Origin of the sequence: Priestia flexa, assembly GCF_021441905.1 — a bacterium.
GTDB classification, from domain to species: domain Bacteria; phylum Bacillota; class Bacilli; order Bacillales; family Bacillaceae_H; genus Priestia; species Priestia flexa.
Window position 1 is genome coordinate 1,645,352 of the sequence record NZ_CP090431.1, and the last position, 18,872, is coordinate 1,664,223.

The following is an 18,872-nucleotide window of genomic DNA, read 5'->3' on the forward strand; positions in this document are numbered from 1 at the left end:
AATACTAAAAAACGGGTAACATATGCAGGAAATTTATTTTATACATCGAACGTTTAAGCATAAAAGGAGATGAAAAGTGTGACAGTTCAAATTCCATCACGTGAAGAATTAGGAAAGATTCTAAAAGATAGTAAGCGAATTGCAGTAGTAGGGCTATCAGATAATCCAGAACGAACGTCGTATATGGTTTCAGAAGCTATGCAAAAAGCTGGTTATGAAATTATACCAGTTAACCCATTAGTCGATGAAGTATTAGGTGTAAAAGCCGTAAAATCATTAACAGATGTTGAGGGGCATGTTGATATTGTAAACGTGTTCAGAAGATCTGAGCATTTATTAGATGTTGCGAAAGAGTTCTTAGAAATTGATGCGGATATTTATTGGGCTCAGCTAGGACTAATAAATGAAGAGGCATATGAACTTTTAGCAGGTAAAGGCTATACGGTTGTTATGGATCGTTGTATTAAAGTGGAACATGCGTTAACGAAATAAATCTTTGATAGGATATGAAAAACCCATGCGTGAATGGAAGCATGGGTTTTTCATATCTTCGATCAAATGACTGTTAGACAACGCTTCAAAGGTCATCTATAATCAAGGGATAGAGCTATATAAGCTTTTATAATACGGAAATATGTGCTAAAATCGTTTAAGTGTGCTAAAATAGAAACGTATGTTCTTACTGAGCGGATGAAACACGAACAAGTAAAGATAAACATATAAAAGGCAGCGCACTGCTGTCTTCTACATAATGAGGAAAGTGTGTTTGTATGGAAGGGGTATGTATGAATGGCTCAAAAGCAAAAATTTAATTATAACGAAGATGCAATTCAAGTATTAGAAGGATTAGATGCTGTTCGTAAACGACCAGGAATGTATATAGGAAGCACAGATACAAGAGGGCTTCACCATTTAGTTTATGAAATTGTCGATAACTCGGTTGATGAGGCGTTAGCAGGATATGGTGAAGAAATCATTGTAACCATTCACCAAGATAATTCCATTTCAGTGCAGGATAAAGGGCGCGGAATGCCGACCGGTATGCATAAATTAGGAAAACCTACACCTGAAGTTATCTTAACAGTACTTCATGCTGGAGGTAAGTTTGGGCAAGGTGGCTATAAAACAAGCGGTGGTTTACATGGTGTAGGTGCATCGGTTGTAAATGCGTTATCTGAATGGTTAACGGTTACAATTTACCGCGATGGTACCATCTATGAACAACGCTTTGAAAACGGCGGAAAACCCGTTACAACGTTAGAGAAAAAGGGAACAACGAGAAAAACAGGAACGACCATTCATTTTAAGCCGGATCCATCCATTTTCTCAGCAACTGTTTATAACTTTGATACATTAAGCGAACGCTTACGTGAATCGGCGTTCTTGTTAAAAGGTTTTAAAATTGAACTAATTGATAAGAGACATAATCAGCACGAAGTGTTTCACTATGAAACGGGAATTGAAGCTTTTGTTACATATTTAAATGAAGAAAAAGATACGCTGCATCCAGTTGTTTCTTTTGAAGGTTTTCAGAATAATATTGAAGTAGAATTTGCGTTTCAATTTAACGATGGTTATTCAGAGACGATTTTATCCTTTGTTAATAACGTTCGTACAAAAGACGGTGGAACGCACGAATCCGGAGCAAAAACGGCGATGACGCGTGCGTTTAACGAATATGCAAGAAAAGTAAATCTTCTAAAAGAAAAAGATAAAAACCTTGAAGGGACGGACATACGTGAAGGATTAGGTGCGATTGTTTCTGTTCGTATCCCAGAAGAACTTCTTCAATTTGAAGGTCAAACAAAAGGGAAGCTCGGGACAAGTGAGGCACGTTCATCTGTAGATGCTGTTGTTTCCGAAAAGTTAGCGTATTTTTTAGAGGAAAATCCAGACGTAAGCTCGCTGCTTGTAAAAAAAGCCATTAAAGCTGCTCAAGCAAGAGAAGCTGCGAGAAAAGCAAGAGAAGACGCACGTAACGGTAAAAAAGAAAGCGTCAAGAAACGGTTCTAAGCGGTAAGTTAACACCTGCACAATCACGTAATCCACAAAAAAATGAGCTATATTTAGTTGAGGGAGACTCTGCTGGTGGTTCTGCTAAACAAGGTCGTGACCGTCGTTTTCAGGCTGTACTGCCTTTGAGAGGTAAAGTTATTAATACTGAAAAAGCGAAGCTTCAAGACATTTTTAAAAACGAAGAGATTAGTACGATTATTCACGCAATTGGCGGCGGTGTTGGAGCTGAATTTGAAGTGGATGATATTAACTATGACAAAATCGTCATTATGACCGATGCCGATACAGATGGAGCTCACATCCAAGTACTACTTTTAACATTCTTCTATCGCTATATGAAACCATTAGTTGAAGCAGGAAAAGTATTTATTGCCCTTCCACCTCTGTATAAAGTAAGCAAAGGAACTGGAAAGAAAGAAGTTCTAGAATATGCTTGGAGTGATGAAGAATTACAAGGGGCGATAAAAAAAGTTGGCAAAGGCTATATGATTCAGCGTTATAAAGGTTTAGGAGAAATGAATGCAGATCAGCTATGGGAAACCACTATGAATCCTGATACAAGAACGCTTATTCGTGTGCGCATTGATGACGCAGCCCGAGCAGATCGTCGTGTTACTACGCTAATGGGGGATAAGGTAGAACCAAGACGAAAATGGATTGAAAGTAACGTAGCGTTTGGACTAGAAGAAGATCCAAATATTTTAGATAACGAAAATGTAGTAACGGTCGCAGAGGAGGATGTACAATGACACAAACAGAACGATTTTTAGATTTACCTCTTGAGGATGTAATTGGCGACCGCTTTGGACGATATAGTAAATATATTATTCAAGAGCGCGCGCTACCCGATGCAAGAGACGGATTAAAGCCGGTACAGCGCCGCATCTTGTATGCAATGCATGTGGAAGGAAACACGGCTGAAAAAGGGTTTCGTAAATCAGCAAAGACAGTTGGTAACGTAATCGGTAACTATCACCCGCATGGAGATTCCTCGGTTTATGATGCGATGGTGCGTATGAGTCAAGATTGGAAAGTACGAAACGTACTTGTTGAAATGCACGGGAACAACGGTAGTATTGACGGTGATCCACCGGCAGCAATGCGTTATACGGAAGCACGTTTATCAGCAATAGCATCTGAGTTATTACGTGATATTGACAAACAAACGGTAGAGTTTGTTCCTAACTTTGACGACACTAGCGAAGAGCCGACGGTGCTCCCAGCCATGTTCCCGAGTCTACTTGTAAATGGCTCAACTGGAATTTCTGCCGGGTATGCTACTGAAATTCCACCTCACCATCTTGGAGAAGTCATTGACGCAACGATCATGCGAATTGATAACCCATCAAGCTCAGTGGAGGAGCTAATGACCGTCATTAATGGTCCAGATTTTCCAACTGGGGGTATTATACAAGGCATTGATGGAATCAAAAAAGCTTACGAAACAGGTAAAGGGAAAATAATCATTCGCGGAAAAGCAGAAATTGAAGATGTGCGCGGCGGAAAGCAACAAATTGTGATTACAGAAATTCCGTTTGAGGTGAATAAAGCAAACCTTGTTAAAAAAATGGATGAGCTTCGCATTGATCGCAAAGTAGAAGGCATTGCAGAAGTTCGTGATGAAACCGATCGCACAGGTCTGCGAATTGTCATTGAATTAAAGAAAGATGCTAATGCACAAGGTGTCTTACACTATTTATATAAAAATACTGATTTACAAGTGCCTTACAGCTTTAATATGGTAGCTATTTCAAAGAAACGACCGAAGTTAATGAATCTACCAAACATTTTGGATGCTTATATTGAGCACCAGCGTGAAGTCGTAACCAATCGGTCGAAATATGAATTAACAAAAGCGAAGGAACGCGAACACATTGTTGCAGGTTTAATTAAAGCTTTATCCATCTTAGATGAAGTAATTGCCACAATTCGAGCGTCAAAAGACAAGCGAAATGCGAAAGATAACTTAATCACGCAATTTGACTTTACAGAAAAGCAGGCAGAAGCAATCGTTTCCTTACAGCTATATCGCTTAACAAATACTGATATTACAGCGTTAGAACAGGAGTCAAAAGAGCTTACAGAAAAGATTACAGAGCTAGAGGCCATTCTAGCAAGTGAAAAAAAGCTTTTTAACGTTATTAAAAAAGATCTTCGCCGCGTGAAAAAGCAGTATGGTGACGAGCGCCGTGCAAAGATTGAAGCGGAGATTGAAGAAATTAAAATTAACCTAGAAGTTATGGTTCCTTCTGAAGATGTCATTGTGACGGTCACAAAGGATGGCTATGTCAAACGCACAAGCTTACGCTCATATTCAGCTTCGAATGGACAGGATTTTGGTATGAAGGACACGGATCGTATTCTTTCAAAGTTAGAAATTAATACAACAGAAACGCTCTTAATTTTCACAAGAAAAGGAAACTATTTATATCTCCCTGTACATGAACTTCCTGATATTAGATGGAAGGATATGGGGCAGCATATCATGAACATTGTTCCAATTGATAAAGACGACCATATTGTGAAAGCCATTCCAATTAAAGAGTTTAAAGAAGATTACTATTTATTATTCTTTACGAAAAACGGCATGATTAAAAAATCTGAGTTGCTACAGTATAAGGCGCAACGTTATTCTAAAGCTCTAGTCGCTGTGAATGTAAAAGGTAATGACGAAGTAGTTGATGTGTACGTAACAAATGGCAAGCAGCAGGTCTTTATTGCCACTCGCCAAGGATACGGCTTATGGTTTGCTGAAGAGGAAGTCAATGTTGTTGGAACGCGCGCTGCAGGTGTAAAAGGAATCAATTTGAAAGAAAATGATTATGTCGTTAGCGGAGCTGTTTTTAGTGAAGAAAAAGTGAAGGAAACAGATTTATTTATTACAACGCACCGAGGTGCTATTAAGAAAACAAAAATGACAGAATTTGAGCAGTCATCTCGAGCGAAACGTGGATTAGTAATGGTTCGTGAATTAAAAGCAAATCCTCATCAAATTACAAAAGTGAAGATTGTCACGAAGGAAGATGAGGTTGTGATACAGTCTGAGAAAAATCAAACAGAGCGCATTGATCCAGCGTCAATGCGACCAAGCGATCGCTATAGCAACGGTTCATTTGCAATCGATCAAGCGGAATCCGGGGACGTTATTGATATGTGGATTGAAAAAAAAACAAAATAATAAACTAAAAAGAGCGCTGTTTTGCAGCGTTCTTTTTAGTTTATATAAATTCTATATAAACTATGTTCTAGATAATCAATATAAATAAAAAATAGCAGCTAAGAAAATATCAACATGAATAGAGAATATCAACATAAAAATAAAGTAGGCATAATGAAAGGAAGTGTATTTTTATGGGATATTACCTTACCGTTGATCAAAAGGGTACGAAAATATATGTTGAAGACATTGGAAGTGGAATGCCTATACTGTTTCTTCACGGCTGGCCAGTTAATCATAAAATGTTTGAATATCAGTTTAATGAGCTTCCGAAACATGGGATTCGCTGCATTGCAATAGACTTACGCGGGTTTGGAAAATCAAGTCGACCGTTCAAAGGCTATACATATAACTCATTAGCCGACGATGTTCGAGCAGTTATTCACGCCTTACAACTTTCAGTTCTAACGTTAGTTGGTTTTTCAATGGGAGGAGCAATCGCCTTGCGGTATATGAGTAGACATTTAGGGTTTGGTGTGAACAAACTGATTCTAGCTGGTGCAGCTGCCCCTAGCTTTATTAAAAGAGACGGTTTTCCTTATGGACTTTCTAAGGGAGAAGTAGATAGCATCATTCAAGCGACGTATCAAGATCGACCAGCTATGCTCGCCGATTTTGGCCAGAAATTTTTTAATTCAAAAATTAGCTCTTCTTTTAGAGATTGGTTTCAATTACTAGGTCTAGAAGCTTCGGGTCACGGAACGATTAAAACAGCAAAGTCACTGCGTGATGAAGATCTCCGTGAAGACTTGAGTCAAATTTTTGTAAAAGCGTATATTTTACACGGAAAGAAAGATCAAATTTGTCCGTTTCCTTTAGCTGAAGCCATGCATAAAGGAATTGAGGGTTCAACGTTAATTCCTTTTGAAAAGAGCGGTCACGGCCTTTTTTACGATGAACAAAAAAAGTTTACTGAAACCTTAAAAGACATTGTTTATTCTGCTGCGAAAAGAGGTTGACTGCAACGAGGATATAAAATTATGGTGATAAACGGTCTTCTATAGGCAAATCGGTGGAATTCCTACCAAAAGCCTTTCTTTCTAAAAGTTTACTTATTTCCTATTCCGGTCGTTTGTGAATTTGGAAAATACAAGGAAAACGAACATAAAGCGTCCCTGTTTCTAATAAAAATATATGGTGGAAATCTGTAAGGAGGGTTTTAATGGGAAATAAAAAGCTATTCAATAGCAAGGAAATTATGGATTCGCCTATTGTTCCTGAATGGGGAAAAGCGGTTTTTAGTGATTTTAGTCAAGACATGCTTTCTGAAGAGAACCCTTTCCCCTGCATTTTAGGAGTAGAGGGATTAAAAAAAGATTTGCTGCGCTTTGCGTTTGTGTCTTCACCATATAATTATAAAGATATCAGGCTCTGTGCAGATGCACTTAAAGAATATATGTCATGCTTTCGCACATTAGGTCGCTATACATCATTTGTTGTGTTCTTTGAGCCTGAACATAAAAAACGTACGATGACTCAGTATGAAACGATGTTTTGGGATACGCTCACATTTTTACATCGAATTGATGGAAAGCCTTGGCCCGAAGAAATCCCCAAAAACCCTAACGATCCTCTATGGGAGTTTTGTTTTGAAGGTGAGCCAATATTTGTTGTCTGTAATACGCCTGTACATGAATTACGAAAAAGCCGAAAGAGCAGCAGTTTCATGATTACATTTCAGCCTAGATGGGTGTTTGAGGGAATGACTCCTCATACAAAAATGGGACAGCAAGTTCAAAAAACGGTTCGGAATCGACTTGAAGATTACGACAAAGTTGAAGCGCATCCTCATCTAGGATGGTATGGAGATCAAGAAAATCATGAATGGAAGCAGTATTTCTTGCGAGATGTTAACAACTCGTTCCCAACAGAATGTCCATTCAAGCTAAAAAGGAGTGAAAGAGATGGAGTTAAAAAAAGCCTTTATTAAAAAAGGAATTGGCGGTGGTCTTGAAGAAGTTATACATGAACTACTTCCAAAACATACCGGTTATGTAGAGGTTCAACATGATGTTGCAGGGCAGGAACACCCAAGTCATACTCACCCTACCGACGAGATTCTTCATATTATTAAAGGATCTATTTATTTTACAGTTGAGGGAGAAACAACTCGGTGCGAAGCGGGAGATCGTATTTATTTACCAAAACACACAAAGCATGCGTCAAAAGCTGATGTGAATGGTTGTACGTATGTAATCTCCATTTTAAAATTTTGATGAAAGAAGTTGATGACTGGAATGATTCAATCAAACCCTGTTTTAATCATAATAGATGTACAAAAAGGTTTTGAACAAGATGCTTGGGGAACTCGTAATAATATTCATGCAGAAGATAATATGCTCACTCTTTTACAAGCTTGGAGGAGACAGCAGTTTCCGGTTATTCATGTCCAGCATGCTTCAAAAAGCGAAACATCTCCTCTTTTTCCAGGGACGGAAGGGTTCCGTTTCAAAGAAGGTTTCGGTCCTGTTGGTGATGAATACTTAATTCGAAAGCATAAAAATAGCTGTTTTATAGGAACAGAACTGGATAACTATCTAAAGGAAAACGGATACGATACGCTTATACTAGTAGGTTTAACAACGAACCATTGCGTCTCTACAACGGCACGCATGGCAGGAAACTTAGGTTATCGCACTTACGTCATCCACGATGCAACTGCGTGTTTCAATCTGTTATCATATGACGGTGAAACAACTTTTGCAGCAGAAGATGTTCATCGCTTAAGCTTATCATCTCTTCACAATGAATTTGCAACGGTTACTTCAACATCCGAAGCCCTACGCGTACTGCAATCCTATCAATATATAAAATGAGGCCTGATGCTTTTGCATCAGTTTTTTTTGTGTAGATTATTCTGACAAAAACAAGTACAATAGAAACATCATTTTGAAAAAGGAGCACGATACATCATGACAGTAATTAGAAAAGCTTTAGCAGAAGACTTACCTACAATGGTGGCTATTTATAATCAGTCAGTACGCCAAAGCGCAGCAACATTTGACTTAACTCCTGTAACAATTGGGCAACGTAAAAGCTGGTTTGAATCTCACGACCAAAGTCAACTGTTTCCACTGCTTGTTGCTGAACGAAATGGTGAAGTAGCTGGATACGCATCTTTGTCTTCCTACCGTGATAAAGAAGCATATATTCGAACAGTTGAACTCTCCGTTTATGTAGATGAAGCTCACCAAGGATTTGGAATTGGTAAAAGGTTAATGGAAGCTATTCTAGTACAAGCAAAAGAGTTAAATCATCACGTTGTTATTTCTGGTATTACAAAAGGAAACGATAAAAGTATTAAAATGCATGAACAGTTTGGATTTACCTTTTGTGGGGAATTTAAAGAAGTAGGATGGAAGTTCAATCAATGGCAAGATGTTCTGTTTTATCAACTGATTCTTTAAGTGAAATTAAATAGTATCTTGTTTGAGAATTATGTTATAATAGAAAGCGTTCTAATAATACATATCAACGTACCACAGGGGGAGCCTGAATGGCTGAGAGTGAACCAATTGTTCTGACCCTTTGAACCTGTTAGTTAATGCTAGCGTAGGGAGTGTGGAGCGTGCAGCTTGTGCTGCCTCCTGTGTTTGTCGTTGAATACTAATGATTTTACAACAGGAGTGAAAAGACGATGAACAAAGGAATGTCTTTACAAGCGAAAATTGAAGTGGCAATCTTTGCAGCTCTAGCAATGATAATTGATATATTGCCATCAATTACAATTGCACCTGCCGTGTCCATATCATTTTCCATGGTACCAATCTTCATTATTTGCTTTCGATGGGGATTTAAATCAGGCGTGGTAGCTGGATTTTTGTGGGGATTGCTACAAGTTGTCACGGGTACTGCTTATGTATTAACACCTCTACAAGCATTTATCGAATATTTTATTGCATTTGCATTCATTGGTCTAGCAGGGCTATTGTCTGGTGCTATTAAGCAGAACTTAGCTACTAACAATCGAACAAAAGCATTTACATTTATTATTTTAGCAATTGTTATCGGCAGCGTTGCTCGCTATTTTTGGCACTTTGTTGCAGGGATTATTTTTTGGGGCTCTTATGCACCAAAAGGAGTATCTGCATTATGGTATTCATTTACGATGAATGGACTAGCAATGGTGGGATCCATGATTGCTTGCCTAATCATTTTAGCCGTATTAATTCCGTCTGCTGCAAGAGTGGTATTAAATCGCGCATCATAAATAAAAGGAATGAAACCTATAGGAGTAACATCCTATAGGTTTTTTGCGTTTTTAAACCAATTTACATGTTTTCAGTGTTTTTGTTCTTTTTATGAAAGGGTTGAGGGTTTTTTTGTAGAATGGTATACTAGGTCTGTTTGTTGGAAGAATATACATACCATTTTTTGTAGGAAGGAATCATGTTAATGAACAAACGTAATCTCCTTTACATGACGATTGCAACATCCCTTTTACTCGCAGGATGTCAGCAAAAAGCTCAAAAAGCAACTGAAGTCGATACGGACTTGATGATTGCAGGAGAGATAGAAAGTCATGATCAAGAAGCAAAGAAAGATGTTGTTGAAAACCAGTACAGATATGATATTTCAGATACAATAGATGAAAAAATAATCTCGCAGTTTATGAATAGCTACTTCAAGGCTTTACATGATGGAATCCTTCATAAATCAGCTAAGTCAATTCAGACATATATAATAGAAGATAGTGAGTTTTATAAACAGCAAGTAATGAAAATTGATAATTTTTCGGAGCAAGGAATTCGTCAAGAACTAAAGACGTTTCAAGTTGTGAACTGGTATGAAGCTGAGAAAAATCAAATAAATTTACAAACGTTTGAAGAGGTCACCATCCATCAACCTAATAAAAAGGATTATACAAAGAGTATTAATCAATTGTATACGCTAATAAGCGATCAAGGTACATTGCGAATTAAAAGCGTAGAGCCGTATACAATGGATAAAGCAGAAGAAACGAAGTCAAATGCACCAGCTATTACAAGAGCAGCTAGCTTAAATGAATATAACGGTAAATGGTCCACTGCCAATTCTGACTTAAAAGGTGCTCCAATCGTAGAGTTTTATGCTTCTTCTAGCTCAGAGGCTACGGTGAAGATTCATGCCTATAAGCCACCAAATTCAGTAGAAGTAGCTACAGTAGAAGCAGAAAACATAATTTTTAAACATAACCAAGCTGTTATTCATTACGATACGGACAATAATGGAAATAAAGGAACAATTGTCGTGACCCTAAAAGCAAATTCTCTTTTTGTTATTCATCATTTAGAAAAGGCTTCTGAGTCTAAATGGATGATTCCTGCAGGCGCATTTGAGCTGTCCACGTTTGAAAGTTAAACAAGATAAAAGAAAAAAGGGGGATTCAAATGGGAAATCTATATATGGTGGCCATAATTTGTTCCCTGTGGCTTGTGCTGTCAGCATGTAGTGAGACAAAGTCTGCTCCGGCTCCGACACCAAAAGAGCCTGAATCAGAAGCTACCGTTCTGGTTGATGTCGATGAGTCTGCTAATGAGACACAAAAGAGTTCTTCTCTTCCCGTTGTGACAAATGAAGAAGCCAAACAGCTTGCTACAGATTCGTTGAAAAATGTTATCCAAACATTTGATACCTTAGGTAAACAAGAGGGATGGGACAGTGAAGAGAAACCAGCAGATTTTCAATTGCTAAGCCCTAGGCTCAAAGAATTTGCTACGAGTTCATTAGTTGCTACGAAACTAAAAACAATCGCCACTTCTTATTACTGTCAATGTGATGAGCAGTCTATTCCAAATCTAGCGACAACCGTACGTTTTAAAGTGATTAACAACCGCCCCGGTCAATTTTCAATCTCAGCTATTCAGCCACTGGACGAAAAAGGGAACGGAGGTACAACTATTTACTTGAATATGAAATACGGAAAAGATGGTTGGAAGTTAAATGAATGGGACGAAATGACGTATCGTCAAAAACCGTTAGATATTTCGTCAGATGAGTATTTAGAATATCTGAAAAAAATAACGCCTAACGAAGCAGTTTCGTTTAACAAAGAAACGACTATTGAAGATGAACATGGTAATCAAGAAAAAATCTTACTATTTAAAGATGATTCTGGAGAATTTGGTGTTTTGGCAAAGAGTTCAGAGCGGATTAACGAAGTTCAAGAGGATGTGCCAGTAACTTTGCCTTTGGAAGATAATGATGTAGATTTGAACAAGGTTACAGAAGTAGACGCTTCGGTTGTTCGTTCGTTTACGGAAACGTATTTACGTGATTTAACAGAAGCAATTAATCTTAATGAGTTTGATCGCATTCAACATTATTTTGAAAAAGATAGCACGTTGTTTAGCGAACAACAGCAGCTTGTCAAAACACTCTATGATCGAACAATACGAGAAGATCTTACAACGGTTGAAATTTTAGAATGGACGTCTAAAGAAGCAAATAGCTACGAAGTCAAAACGAAAGAAGTTATGAACATTACCATTAATGAACATACAGAAGAAAAAGAGTATTACCGAGTGTACACAATCGTACATGAAAATGAAAAGCTCGTCATTACTCAGTTAGAATCTTATTGAAAGCTCAGAGTCTACCTGAGCTTTTTTATAAGAAAATACTTTATCATACTAACGCAAGATAACTCTTTCTTATCTTGCGTTAGTATGATAAAGTAAAGAAAAAGCGGAAAAATCGCTAATAAATTACATATTTTTACACAATTATTGAGTCGTTAAAAAAACGACCTCTTTAAATAGGTTTATTTTTCGTTTTAAATTGATTTTAATACCAATACATTCAAGATGTAAAAAACGCCTTAGGGTGGATTTTGAAGCTTATAAAAGATATTAGTTAAAAGAAGGTGGAAATGATGAAAAATGACAACGTATTGATACAAAGTCAATCCTCTCTGTCATTTCGGCAATTAAAAGAACAGTGGGGAAATCTACTAGATGAAAACCAAAATCTATCGTTGGGTCATACAGACGATGGAACGTTTGTTGAGCTTTTTATGAAAATTAAAATGATAAAACCTGAGCTATCTCCGCATACCATTCGAGCGTACAATCAAGATTTAAAAACAGTTTTGACTTTTTTTAAAGAGTTAGACGTTTCCTTAAAAGAGATTGGGTTTATGGAAGTGAAGGCATTTAATCATTGGATGAATCAAACCTATGCCAAAAGAAGCGCAGCAAGAAAACTAGAGTTTTTCAGAAGGATGCTCACGTTTGGTCATGAAACCCATTTTTATAGTGCGCTCTATACAACATGGATCGAAAAGCCTACTGTTTCAAAAGGACATTATAGCGAAAAGAAACAGGTTAATCGAACAGAATACAGAGAGTTAAGCACAAGAGAAGCTGAGCTCATTGTAAAAGCGCTTGAAGATACCGTAAAACATTCCATGCTAAAAGAAGAGTACCAAGCACGAAATCGCTTAATCGGTATGCTTTTATATTTAAGTGGAATGAGGTCTAGTGAAGTATTAAGCTTGAATTGGGGAAGCTTTCGTGAAGATCGTCGTGGCAATATGTTAGTAGATGTGTTCGGAAAAGGAAAAAAAGAGCGAACAATTCCAGTATTTAAAGACGTTCAAAATGCTCTATTTCACTACCGAGAAAGTTTAGGAGAATCGACGATGCTGAATCCGTCGGATGAAACGCCGCTTTTCTTTCAACTTAAACCATTTGTCAAAACAGGAGTCAAAAAAAGATTATCGTATACAACACTTTATCGGCTCATCAAAACAGCGGTTTATGCGATTCAAGGTAATTCGTCTATTTCACCACACTGGTTTCGTCATACGTTCATTACGAACAGCTTAGCGAATGACGTACCATTATCGGTGGTGAAACAAGTAGTTGGACACGCCTCCATTGCAACGACTAATATTTACCTAGAAAAATTACAAGAAGATACGGTTTATGATGCATTCCGAAATTCCGGTTATCGTTAGGTTCCTATAACTATATTATGTAAACTTATAAAGTGAAACTCTCTCATTTCGCTTCTTTTTTCGAATAAACCCTTCATTCATCAAATATAATGGTCTAAAAAAGGGAGGCGAAGTGCAATGGGCGTTAAGCATCCGCTTCAACATCATTTCGGAGAAGTGACCGAAATTTTTCATTACATTCATGATTTATGTGAAAGCGCAGGGTTGTACATTGATTGGCACGGCACGACACAAACTGTACAGCTATACCGGAATAAAGAATCAAGAGAAGCGGGAGATCGGTACATAGGAGCTATTCAATACGAAGGTAGTAATGAGTTGCAAAAACGAACGCCTTCAACGGTGAGTTTACGCTTTCGAAGAAGTAACTTAACATCACCATTTAAATATTTACTTGAAAACATTACAGCGTTTCGAAAGGATACTAACAAAGAACCCTTCGTTAACCCAGAGGCTGAGTCAATTGCGTTTAAGTTTACGGCACTAGATGAAGAAGCAATGGAAACGCTGAGACAAATTGAAGATGTGCTAAAAATGGCAAGATGTATTTAAAGCAGGCGCTTTAAGTGAAATGCCTGCTTTATGTATGTCCAATCTCTTCTTGAAGAGATTCTGCTTTTTTTTCTAATTGTTGAAGTATGTTAAAATAAGCAGCTAAATCAGCTTCATCAATTTCCGCTGTTAGCATTTTAAAAAGGTCTTCAATCGGACCTGTTATTTCCTCTTGCAAAGCCATTCCTTTTTCTGTTTGTTGAATATAGTAAGAGCGGCGATCTTCAGGATTTCTAATACGCTGTAAGTGACCGCTTTTTTCTAACAAATCTAAAATTTTTGTGAGTGTAGCTTGATCTTTATCTGCTTTTATCGCTAGCTGCTTTTGAGTAATTCGATCAGATTCTGATACCTTTTTTAATACCGTCCATTGTTCAGGCGTTATGTCGTAGGGTCTTAGAAAACTAGCTACCAGCCTACTCAGGCGCTTTCCAACCTTCGCAGTCGTAAAACCGTACATTTCTTCCATTGATTTCATTTATTTACCTCCAAGTACATACTCAGTCTTTTCATCATATCACATTCTACTCTCTCAGTTACATTCTAACTAAGGTTTTTTAAAATGATAACGCTATCATTTAGGTAGAGTTCGAATTTAGCTAGACTTCTTTAATTGAACAAGGTAATCTAGTGTTAGAATAGTTCAACTTTTTCAATAAATAAAAGAGGTGTCTGAATGAGTATTGGTAAAATGAACATCAAAGCAATTTTTTTCGACTTAGATGATACGTTGTTATGGGATAAAAAAAGCGTTGCGGAAGCGTTCCGTGCAACGTGTGAGTACGCGAGTGAAAAATATGATGTTGATCCTATTGAGTTAGAAGCAGCTGTACGCGAAGCGGCTTCTTCACTTTATGCTACATACGAAACGTACGAGTTTACAAAAATGATTGGTATTAATCCATTTGAAGGGCTATGGGGAGATTTCCATGATGAACATGAGAACTTCCAAAAAATGAAACAAATTGTACCGATCTATCGCAAGAATGCGTGGACGCAAGGATTAAAGTCACTTGGAATTGATGACGAAGCATTTGGTGCAGAGCTTGCAGAGCGATTCCCTAAAGAGCGTCGCCGTAATCCGTTCGTATATGAAGATACGTTTGATGTGTTAAATGAACTACAATCAAACTATAAGCTGTTGCTATTAACAAACGGGTCGCCTCAGCTTCAGAATATAAAACTAGAGATTACGCCAGAAATTGTTCCTTATTTCGATGAGATTGTCATCTCTGGAGCATTTGGAAGAGGGAAGCCGGATCCGTCGATTTTTGATCATGCTTTATCTTTGTTAAACTTATCAAAAGATGAAGTGATTATGGTTGGTGATAATTTAATGACGGACATTCTTGGCGCTTCTCGAGCTGGGATACGCTCTGTCTGGGTGAATCGTGATGACAAAAAAGCGGATAAAGTTGTACCGTTTCATGAGATTAAGAGGCTGAGTGAATTACATGAGTTCTTAAATCAAGAATAATCGTTTAATCTGTTTTTTCACAGAGCTCTTGGTAGACACATTGTTTACAGCGAGTACTTTGTTTCATCGGAAAAGCGCTTAGTGGCTTTGGTTGATTGTATTCTGAGTGCTCGATATATAGATGCATGTTCATCAGGCTCTCTTTAATAGTATGATGGAATGCATCTATTTCTTTTGCTGTCACATAATAGGTGTGACTCCCTCCTGAATAAAGGTATTCGTTACGAATCTGAATGACATTCAGTGGTACATTATAAGTTTGCTGTATATAAAAAGCGCAAAGGGCAAGCTGTGTCAGATGATCATGTGCTTGCTTTCCCGTCTGCCAATTCACGATAATGTATTCGTTTGTAGTTGGTTTATGGTAGAGAAGGTCAAGTGAAACAAATACTTTGACTGAGTTGAGCTCTACTGAGCAAAACGCTTCTTGAGGGAGAATTTGAATTAAATCAATTGACTGAAGTTCTCTGAATGTTTTACTTCGAAAGAAAGAAGTTACACACCTCTCGATAGACGTTTTCGTTTGTTGAATTTCATAATCTGCTAAATAACCTTTTTGGTAGTATTCGAGCATCATGGTGTACACGTTCGGTTCATGATACCAATCGTCGCCATGATCTCGTGTTTGCAAATAAGCACGACGCAGTTCTTGATCAATGAAATTACGCATTGCAGTCATGTGCTCTTCGATTGATTCTGTGTTTGTGGTAAAGGAATAATTCCGAATAGCTTGCTTGACTGCTTGTCCCACTAATAGCGGCAAAGTAACTATTTTCTTTAAGCGATAGGCTTGTTTTGCAAGTTCAGTAGAAGAAGAAAGCCAACCATGATGGGAAAAATAGTACTGATAAGCATATTTTCTTGGGCACTCTATCATCTGATTATGGCGAGCGAGTGACCAAGAAAAACGAGGAGGGTTCGCTAGAAGCATAAGTATCACGTCCTTATCCTTTTGTAGCATACATATGAAGTTCTCTAAAGTTTAGAACGAAAAATGACGAAAGAATTAAAAAAAGCTTGCTGTTCCGCTTTGACCGTGCTATAGTAAAGAAGCGATGAGCTAATTTGTGTAAGTCGAAGGATATGCTTTTGCTAAACGTATGAATGTGGTCATACGGTCCTCGCCTCAAAACGCATCAAAGACGCCCAATTGGGCGTCTTTTTGTACATTCTTCACATGAGTCATTCGAAGCAAGACAATAGCGTTACTTTTCATATTCCTTTAAAATAAATGCTAGATAGAAAGATAGATAGAAAAAAGGGGAGTCAATTGTGATACGTGAAATAGAGATGACTGATGCGCCTCAATTTGTTGAGATGATTAAGCAAGTAGAAACTGAAAGTCAGTATATGCTTTTTGAAGAAAACGAACGAAAGCTAAGTTCAGAGCAACAGGAAAAGCAAATTGAAATGATGAAACAACAGCGAAACTCTACGCTTTTAGTAGCAGAAGTAGAGGGTGAACTGGTTGGTTACTTACAGGCTGTAGGTGGAGTGGTGAACCGAAGTGCCCACATCGCGTATGTGTCGATGGGAATCTTAAAAGACTATCGAGGAATGGGTATTGGTTTGCAGTTGTTTCAACAGCTTGAAGAATGGGCAAAAGAACAGCAAATTCACCGCCTTGAGCTAACAGTTGTAGTTGAAAATGTAATTGCAATTCATTTGTATAAAAAAATCGGGTTTCAAATTGAAGGCACAAAAAAGCATTCGCTGCGAATTAATGGGCAATATGTAGACGAATACATCATGAGTAAATTATTAGATGTTGAATAAATTAAAACAAAAAGGAGCAGTCTACGCTGCTCCTTTTTGTTTTAACTACCTCGGTAGATTTGATATCCCCATGGAGAAACAAGAAGAGGGACATGATAATGCTCAAATGCTTCTGAAAGCCCAATCCTAACCGCTACTTTTGTTAAAAAAGCAGGCGTGCTCGTTTGAACTGATTCTCTTATAAAGTAAGGTTCGATATCAAATAAAAGCTCATACTCGCCTGGGGTGAACGTTTCGTTACTAAAAAAAGGTTGGTCAATTCGTCCGCCTTCGTTTGTAATTGTATCTCCAATCCACAACCGTTCATTATCGTCTTGAAGTTTGTAGAGTGAAACAGCTATCCCTTTAGCTGGTTTTCCACTTGCTAAATCTAAAACATGAGTCGAAAGCGTGGTCATGTTAATTTGACTCCTCAAGTGCGGATGTAACAGCTATTTTGACATCCTCCTGTGTTACCGTGAAGACTTGGAAACCAAACGGTGGCTTTGGTTCAGTATATACTTTGCCATCAGAGTTTGGAATATCTTCAACGACTGCATCCCACGTGTGATTTTGTGACTCAAACGTGACATCTTTTAGTTGAGGGAAGCGTTCGAGCACGCGAATGCCGATTAGATAAATTAAATTTTGAATAGATGGTGTTTCAGTCTCGTTAAACACTGAGCATGCGATGTCTTTTACTTGTTCCGCTGCTACATAAGAAAGAGGGGCATCACCTATTGCGTCTTCTGGTTGGGTGTATGTCCATCCGATATTTAAATAAACAAAAAGTGGGCGATTAGAGTCTTCGGGTAACGTTGTATATTCATCTCGAACAAACCCGACAAATGAATTTCCCTCTACTTTAATTAGCTGTAAATCTTTTAGTTTACTATATTGCTCAGTAATTTGTTGACCTTGGACCGTTCGTTCTATTTTAATACCAGCTTGAGCATATTCATTTCGAGATCTTTTGTAAACAAGCTTGCTTTCAGTTAGCGTATTGCCTACCATACCGTTTGTGGCTTCAAATGGAACTTCGTCTCCAGTTAATTGAACTGTTTCCATTTGAGGATATTTATCTAAAAATGCTTCAGCAACATATTTTAAGAAGCCTTCGATTGTTGAACCATCATAGCTGCCTAAATGATGCTGAATAAAATTTTTCATAGAGTCTGTTGCAACAACAAGACTATTATCACCTTCTATAAACGAAGATAAAAACTGACTTCCTCCTATTGCCACTTTTACATTGACGCCAAATACGATGTTATTTCGGCCACTAAATTCGGATTCTGGAATGACCTTCACACCTTTAAGTGGTTTTAAATACGTACGATAAGCAAATACATCTCCTTTTCCATAATACATTTGGCGATTTGATTGATTCGTCATTGTAACACGCTCCTCAGTTTTTATTTTGTCTACCAATCGAAAATAAGCAATCTTATATACTTCAGCTAACGCTGTTGTAAACTCTGTTTTTTTATCGTTTTGTAGTCGATCAATTAAGCTTTGATAGATTGTGCTTTTCGTTTTTCCTCTTACAGCAACGATAAAAGGGAAACCGAAGCGATTCATATAGGTCTTGTTTGCGTTTGTGAAATGTTCATACTCTTCCGCTGTAAGAGAGGTTAAACCGGCGCCTGTTTGCTCATTTATAGAGTGAGTCGTCATGGCGATTTTAGCTCCTAGATTTGGGTGAGCTTGTAGTAAGTCTAATTTTCTTTGATTAGAAGCTTCATCAATAACTCTGATTGTTCGGTGATGAAATTCTTGGAGAGAACTAAACGGCCGGAGTGGAGCAACTTTTTTTACAATCCAAGAAGAATGTTCATAGATATCTTGAAATAATCCAATAAATGTTTGCTCAGGTAATTCATTTACTTCGTGAATCGTTTGCTTCATCATGTTAG

At 37.7% G+C, this 18,872-nt stretch carries 18 protein-coding genes, 1 pseudogene and 1 riboswitch; of the genes and pseudogenes, 15 read left to right on the forward strand and 4 right to left on the reverse strand.

The window, feature by feature from the left end:
* Positions 1-69: 69 nt before the first annotated feature.
* From LZP85_RS08340 to LZP85_RS08400, 13 genes and pseudogenes are all read left to right on the forward strand, one after another.
* Entirely contained in the window at positions 70-492 is a 423-nt protein-coding gene (locus LZP85_RS08340; protein ID WP_242529467.1) for a CoA-binding protein, read from the forward strand.
* Positions 493-789: 297 nt separating this feature from the next.
* Positions 790-2,765, forward strand: a pseudogene (parE, locus tag LZP85_RS08345) (DNA topoisomerase IV subunit B).
* Positions 2,762-5,194, forward strand: coding sequence for a DNA topoisomerase IV subunit A (gene parC, locus LZP85_RS08350; protein WP_234562147.1), 2,433 nt, complete (start codon positions 2,762-2,764; stop codon positions 5,192-5,194). The pseudogene parE and the gene parC overlap by 4 nt, the downstream one beginning before the upstream one ends.
* Positions 5,195-5,367: 173 nt before the next feature.
* Positions 5,368-6,192 carry an alpha/beta fold hydrolase gene (locus LZP85_RS08355; protein ID WP_119544044.1) on the forward strand — a complete coding sequence of 275 codons (825 nt, stop codon included), beginning with the start codon at positions 5,368-5,370 and terminating at the stop codon, positions 6,190-6,192.
* Between the two features lie 203 nt (positions 6,193-6,395).
* Positions 6,396-7,163 (forward strand): YqcI/YcgG family protein, encoded by a 768-nt coding sequence (locus tag LZP85_RS08360; protein WP_119544043.1) that lies wholly within the window; start codon positions 6,396-6,398, stop codon positions 7,161-7,163.
* Positions 7,138-7,449, forward strand: coding sequence for a cupin domain-containing protein (locus tag LZP85_RS08365; RefSeq protein WP_061784637.1), 312 nt, complete (start codon positions 7,138-7,140; stop codon positions 7,447-7,449). The genes LZP85_RS08360 and LZP85_RS08365 overlap by 26 nt, the downstream gene beginning before the upstream one ends.
* Positions 7,450-7,470: 21 nt before the next feature.
* A complete protein-coding gene (locus tag LZP85_RS08370) occupies positions 7,471-8,049 on the forward strand; it encodes a cysteine hydrolase family protein (protein ID WP_025911113.1) in 579 nt (192 codons plus the stop codon).
* A gap of 96 nt (positions 8,050-8,145) precedes the next feature.
* Positions 8,146-8,640 carry a GNAT family N-acetyltransferase gene (locus LZP85_RS08375; RefSeq protein WP_025911112.1) on the forward strand — a complete coding sequence of 165 codons (495 nt, stop codon included), beginning with the start codon at positions 8,146-8,148 and terminating at the stop codon, positions 8,638-8,640.
* Positions 8,641-8,707: 67 nt separating this feature from the next.
* Positions 8,708-8,810: riboswitch (TPP riboswitch) on the forward strand.
* 60 nt (positions 8,811-8,870) lie between these two features.
* On the forward strand, positions 8,871-9,443 hold the full coding sequence (gene thiT / locus LZP85_RS08380; protein WP_025911111.1) for an energy-coupled thiamine transporter ThiT: 573 nt from the start codon (positions 8,871-8,873) through the stop codon (positions 9,441-9,443).
* 185 nt (positions 9,444-9,628) lie between these two features.
* On the forward strand, positions 9,629-10,573 hold the full coding sequence (locus tag LZP85_RS08385) for a TcaA NTF2-like domain-containing protein (protein ID WP_142925398.1): 945 nt from the start codon (positions 9,629-9,631) through the stop codon (positions 10,571-10,573).
* Positions 10,574-10,602: 29 nt separating this feature from the next.
* Entirely contained in the window at positions 10,603-11,796 is a 1,194-nt protein-coding gene (locus LZP85_RS08390) for a TcaA NTF2-like domain-containing protein (protein WP_119544041.1), read from the forward strand.
* A 287-nt stretch (positions 11,797-12,083) separates the two neighbouring features.
* The gene (locus LZP85_RS08395; RefSeq protein ID WP_224840167.1) at positions 12,084-13,172 is read left to right on the forward strand and encodes a tyrosine-type recombinase/integrase; all 1,089 of its coding nucleotides are present in this window, start codon (positions 12,084-12,086) and stop codon (positions 13,170-13,172) included.
* A gap of 117 nt (positions 13,173-13,289) precedes the next feature.
* Entirely contained in the window at positions 13,290-13,724 is a 435-nt protein-coding gene (locus LZP85_RS08400; RefSeq protein WP_206782381.1) for a hypothetical protein, read from the forward strand.
* Between the two features lie 28 nt (positions 13,725-13,752).
* On the opposite strand, the gene LZP85_RS08405 is transcribed toward LZP85_RS08400, so the two are convergent.
* Positions 13,753-14,202, reverse strand: coding sequence for a MarR family winged helix-turn-helix transcriptional regulator (locus LZP85_RS08405; RefSeq protein ID WP_206782380.1), 450 nt, complete (start codon positions 14,200-14,202; stop codon positions 13,753-13,755).
* Between the two features lie 198 nt (positions 14,203-14,400).
* Here LZP85_RS08405 and LZP85_RS08410 point away from each other — a divergent pair, with 198 nt between their 5' ends.
* Positions 14,401-15,201, forward strand: coding sequence for an HAD family hydrolase (locus LZP85_RS08410; protein ID WP_224840165.1), 801 nt, complete (start codon positions 14,401-14,403; stop codon positions 15,199-15,201).
* Between the two features lie 4 nt (positions 15,202-15,205).
* On the opposite strand, the gene LZP85_RS08415 is transcribed toward LZP85_RS08410, so the two are convergent.
* Positions 15,206-16,132: a PD-(D/E)XK nuclease family protein gene (locus LZP85_RS08415; protein ID WP_206782379.1), complete on the reverse strand. Its 927-nt coding sequence runs from the start codon at positions 16,130-16,132 to the stop codon at positions 15,206-15,208.
* A gap of 338 nt (positions 16,133-16,470) precedes the next feature.
* Here LZP85_RS08415 and LZP85_RS08420 point away from each other — a divergent pair, with 338 nt between their 5' ends.
* Positions 16,471-16,977 (forward strand): GNAT family N-acetyltransferase, encoded by a 507-nt coding sequence (locus LZP85_RS08420; protein ID WP_025911101.1) that lies wholly within the window; start codon positions 16,471-16,473, stop codon positions 16,975-16,977.
* A 41-nt stretch (positions 16,978-17,018) separates the two neighbouring features.
* On the opposite strand, the gene uraH is transcribed toward LZP85_RS08420, so the two are convergent.
* Positions 17,019-17,375 carry a hydroxyisourate hydrolase gene (gene uraH / locus LZP85_RS08425; protein ID WP_100347746.1) on the reverse strand — a complete coding sequence of 119 codons (357 nt, stop codon included), beginning with the start codon at positions 17,373-17,375 and terminating at the stop codon, positions 17,019-17,021.
* A 1-nt stretch (position 17,376) separates the two neighbouring features.
* Positions 17,377-18,867 carry a factor-independent urate hydroxylase gene (gene pucL, locus LZP85_RS08430; RefSeq protein ID WP_119544038.1) on the reverse strand — a complete coding sequence of 497 codons (1,491 nt, stop codon included), beginning with the start codon at positions 18,865-18,867 and terminating at the stop codon, positions 17,377-17,379.
* Positions 18,868-18,872: the final 5 nt, after the last annotated feature.

Bases quoted from the DNA above. Each gene is read 5' to 3' on its own strand.
- LZP85_RS08340 (WP_242529467.1), top strand. From the start codon at position 70: ATGAAAAGTGTGACAGTTCAAATTCCATCACGTGAAGAATTAGGAAAG.
- parC (WP_234562147.1), top strand. From the start codon at position 2,762: ATGACACAAACAGAACGATTTTTAGATTTACCTCTTGAGGATGTAATT.
- LZP85_RS08355 (WP_119544044.1), top strand. From the start codon at position 5,368: ATGGGATATTACCTTACCGTTGATCAAAAGGGTACGAAAATATATGTT.
- LZP85_RS08360 (WP_119544043.1), top strand. From the start codon at position 6,396: ATGGGAAATAAAAAGCTATTCAATAGCAAGGAAATTATGGATTCGCCT.
- LZP85_RS08365 (WP_061784637.1), top strand. From the start codon at position 7,138: ATGGAGTTAAAAAAAGCCTTTATTAAAAAAGGAATTGGCGGTGGTCTT.
- LZP85_RS08370 (WP_025911113.1), top strand. From the start codon at position 7,471: ATGATTCAATCAAACCCTGTTTTAATCATAATAGATGTACAAAAAGGT.
- LZP85_RS08375 (WP_025911112.1), top strand. From the start codon at position 8,146: ATGACAGTAATTAGAAAAGCTTTAGCAGAAGACTTACCTACAATGGTG.
- thiT (WP_025911111.1), top strand. From the start codon at position 8,871: ATGAACAAAGGAATGTCTTTACAAGCGAAAATTGAAGTGGCAATCTTT.
- LZP85_RS08385 (WP_142925398.1), top strand. From the start codon at position 9,629: ATGAACAAACGTAATCTCCTTTACATGACGATTGCAACATCCCTTTTA.
- LZP85_RS08390 (WP_119544041.1), top strand. From the start codon at position 10,603: ATGGGAAATCTATATATGGTGGCCATAATTTGTTCCCTGTGGCTTGTG.
- LZP85_RS08395 (WP_224840167.1), top strand. From the start codon at position 12,084: ATGATGAAAAATGACAACGTATTGATACAAAGTCAATCCTCTCTGTCA.
- LZP85_RS08400 (WP_206782381.1), top strand. From the start codon at position 13,290: ATGGGCGTTAAGCATCCGCTTCAACATCATTTCGGAGAAGTGACCGAA.
- LZP85_RS08405 (WP_206782380.1), bottom strand. From the start codon at position 14,202: ATGAAATCAATGGAAGAAATGTACGGTTTTACGACTGCGAAGGTTGGA.
- LZP85_RS08410 (WP_224840165.1), top strand. From the start codon at position 14,401: ATGAGTATTGGTAAAATGAACATCAAAGCAATTTTTTTCGACTTAGAT.
- LZP85_RS08415 (WP_206782379.1), bottom strand. From the start codon at position 16,132: ATGCTTCTAGCGAACCCTCCTCGTTTTTCTTGGTCACTCGCTCGCCAT.
- uraH (WP_100347746.1), bottom strand. From the start codon at position 17,375: ATGACCACGCTTTCGACTCATGTTTTAGATTTAGCAAGTGGAAAACCA.
- pucL (WP_119544038.1), bottom strand. From the start codon at position 18,867: ATGATGAAGCAAACGATTCACGAAGTAAATGAATTACCTGAGCAAACA.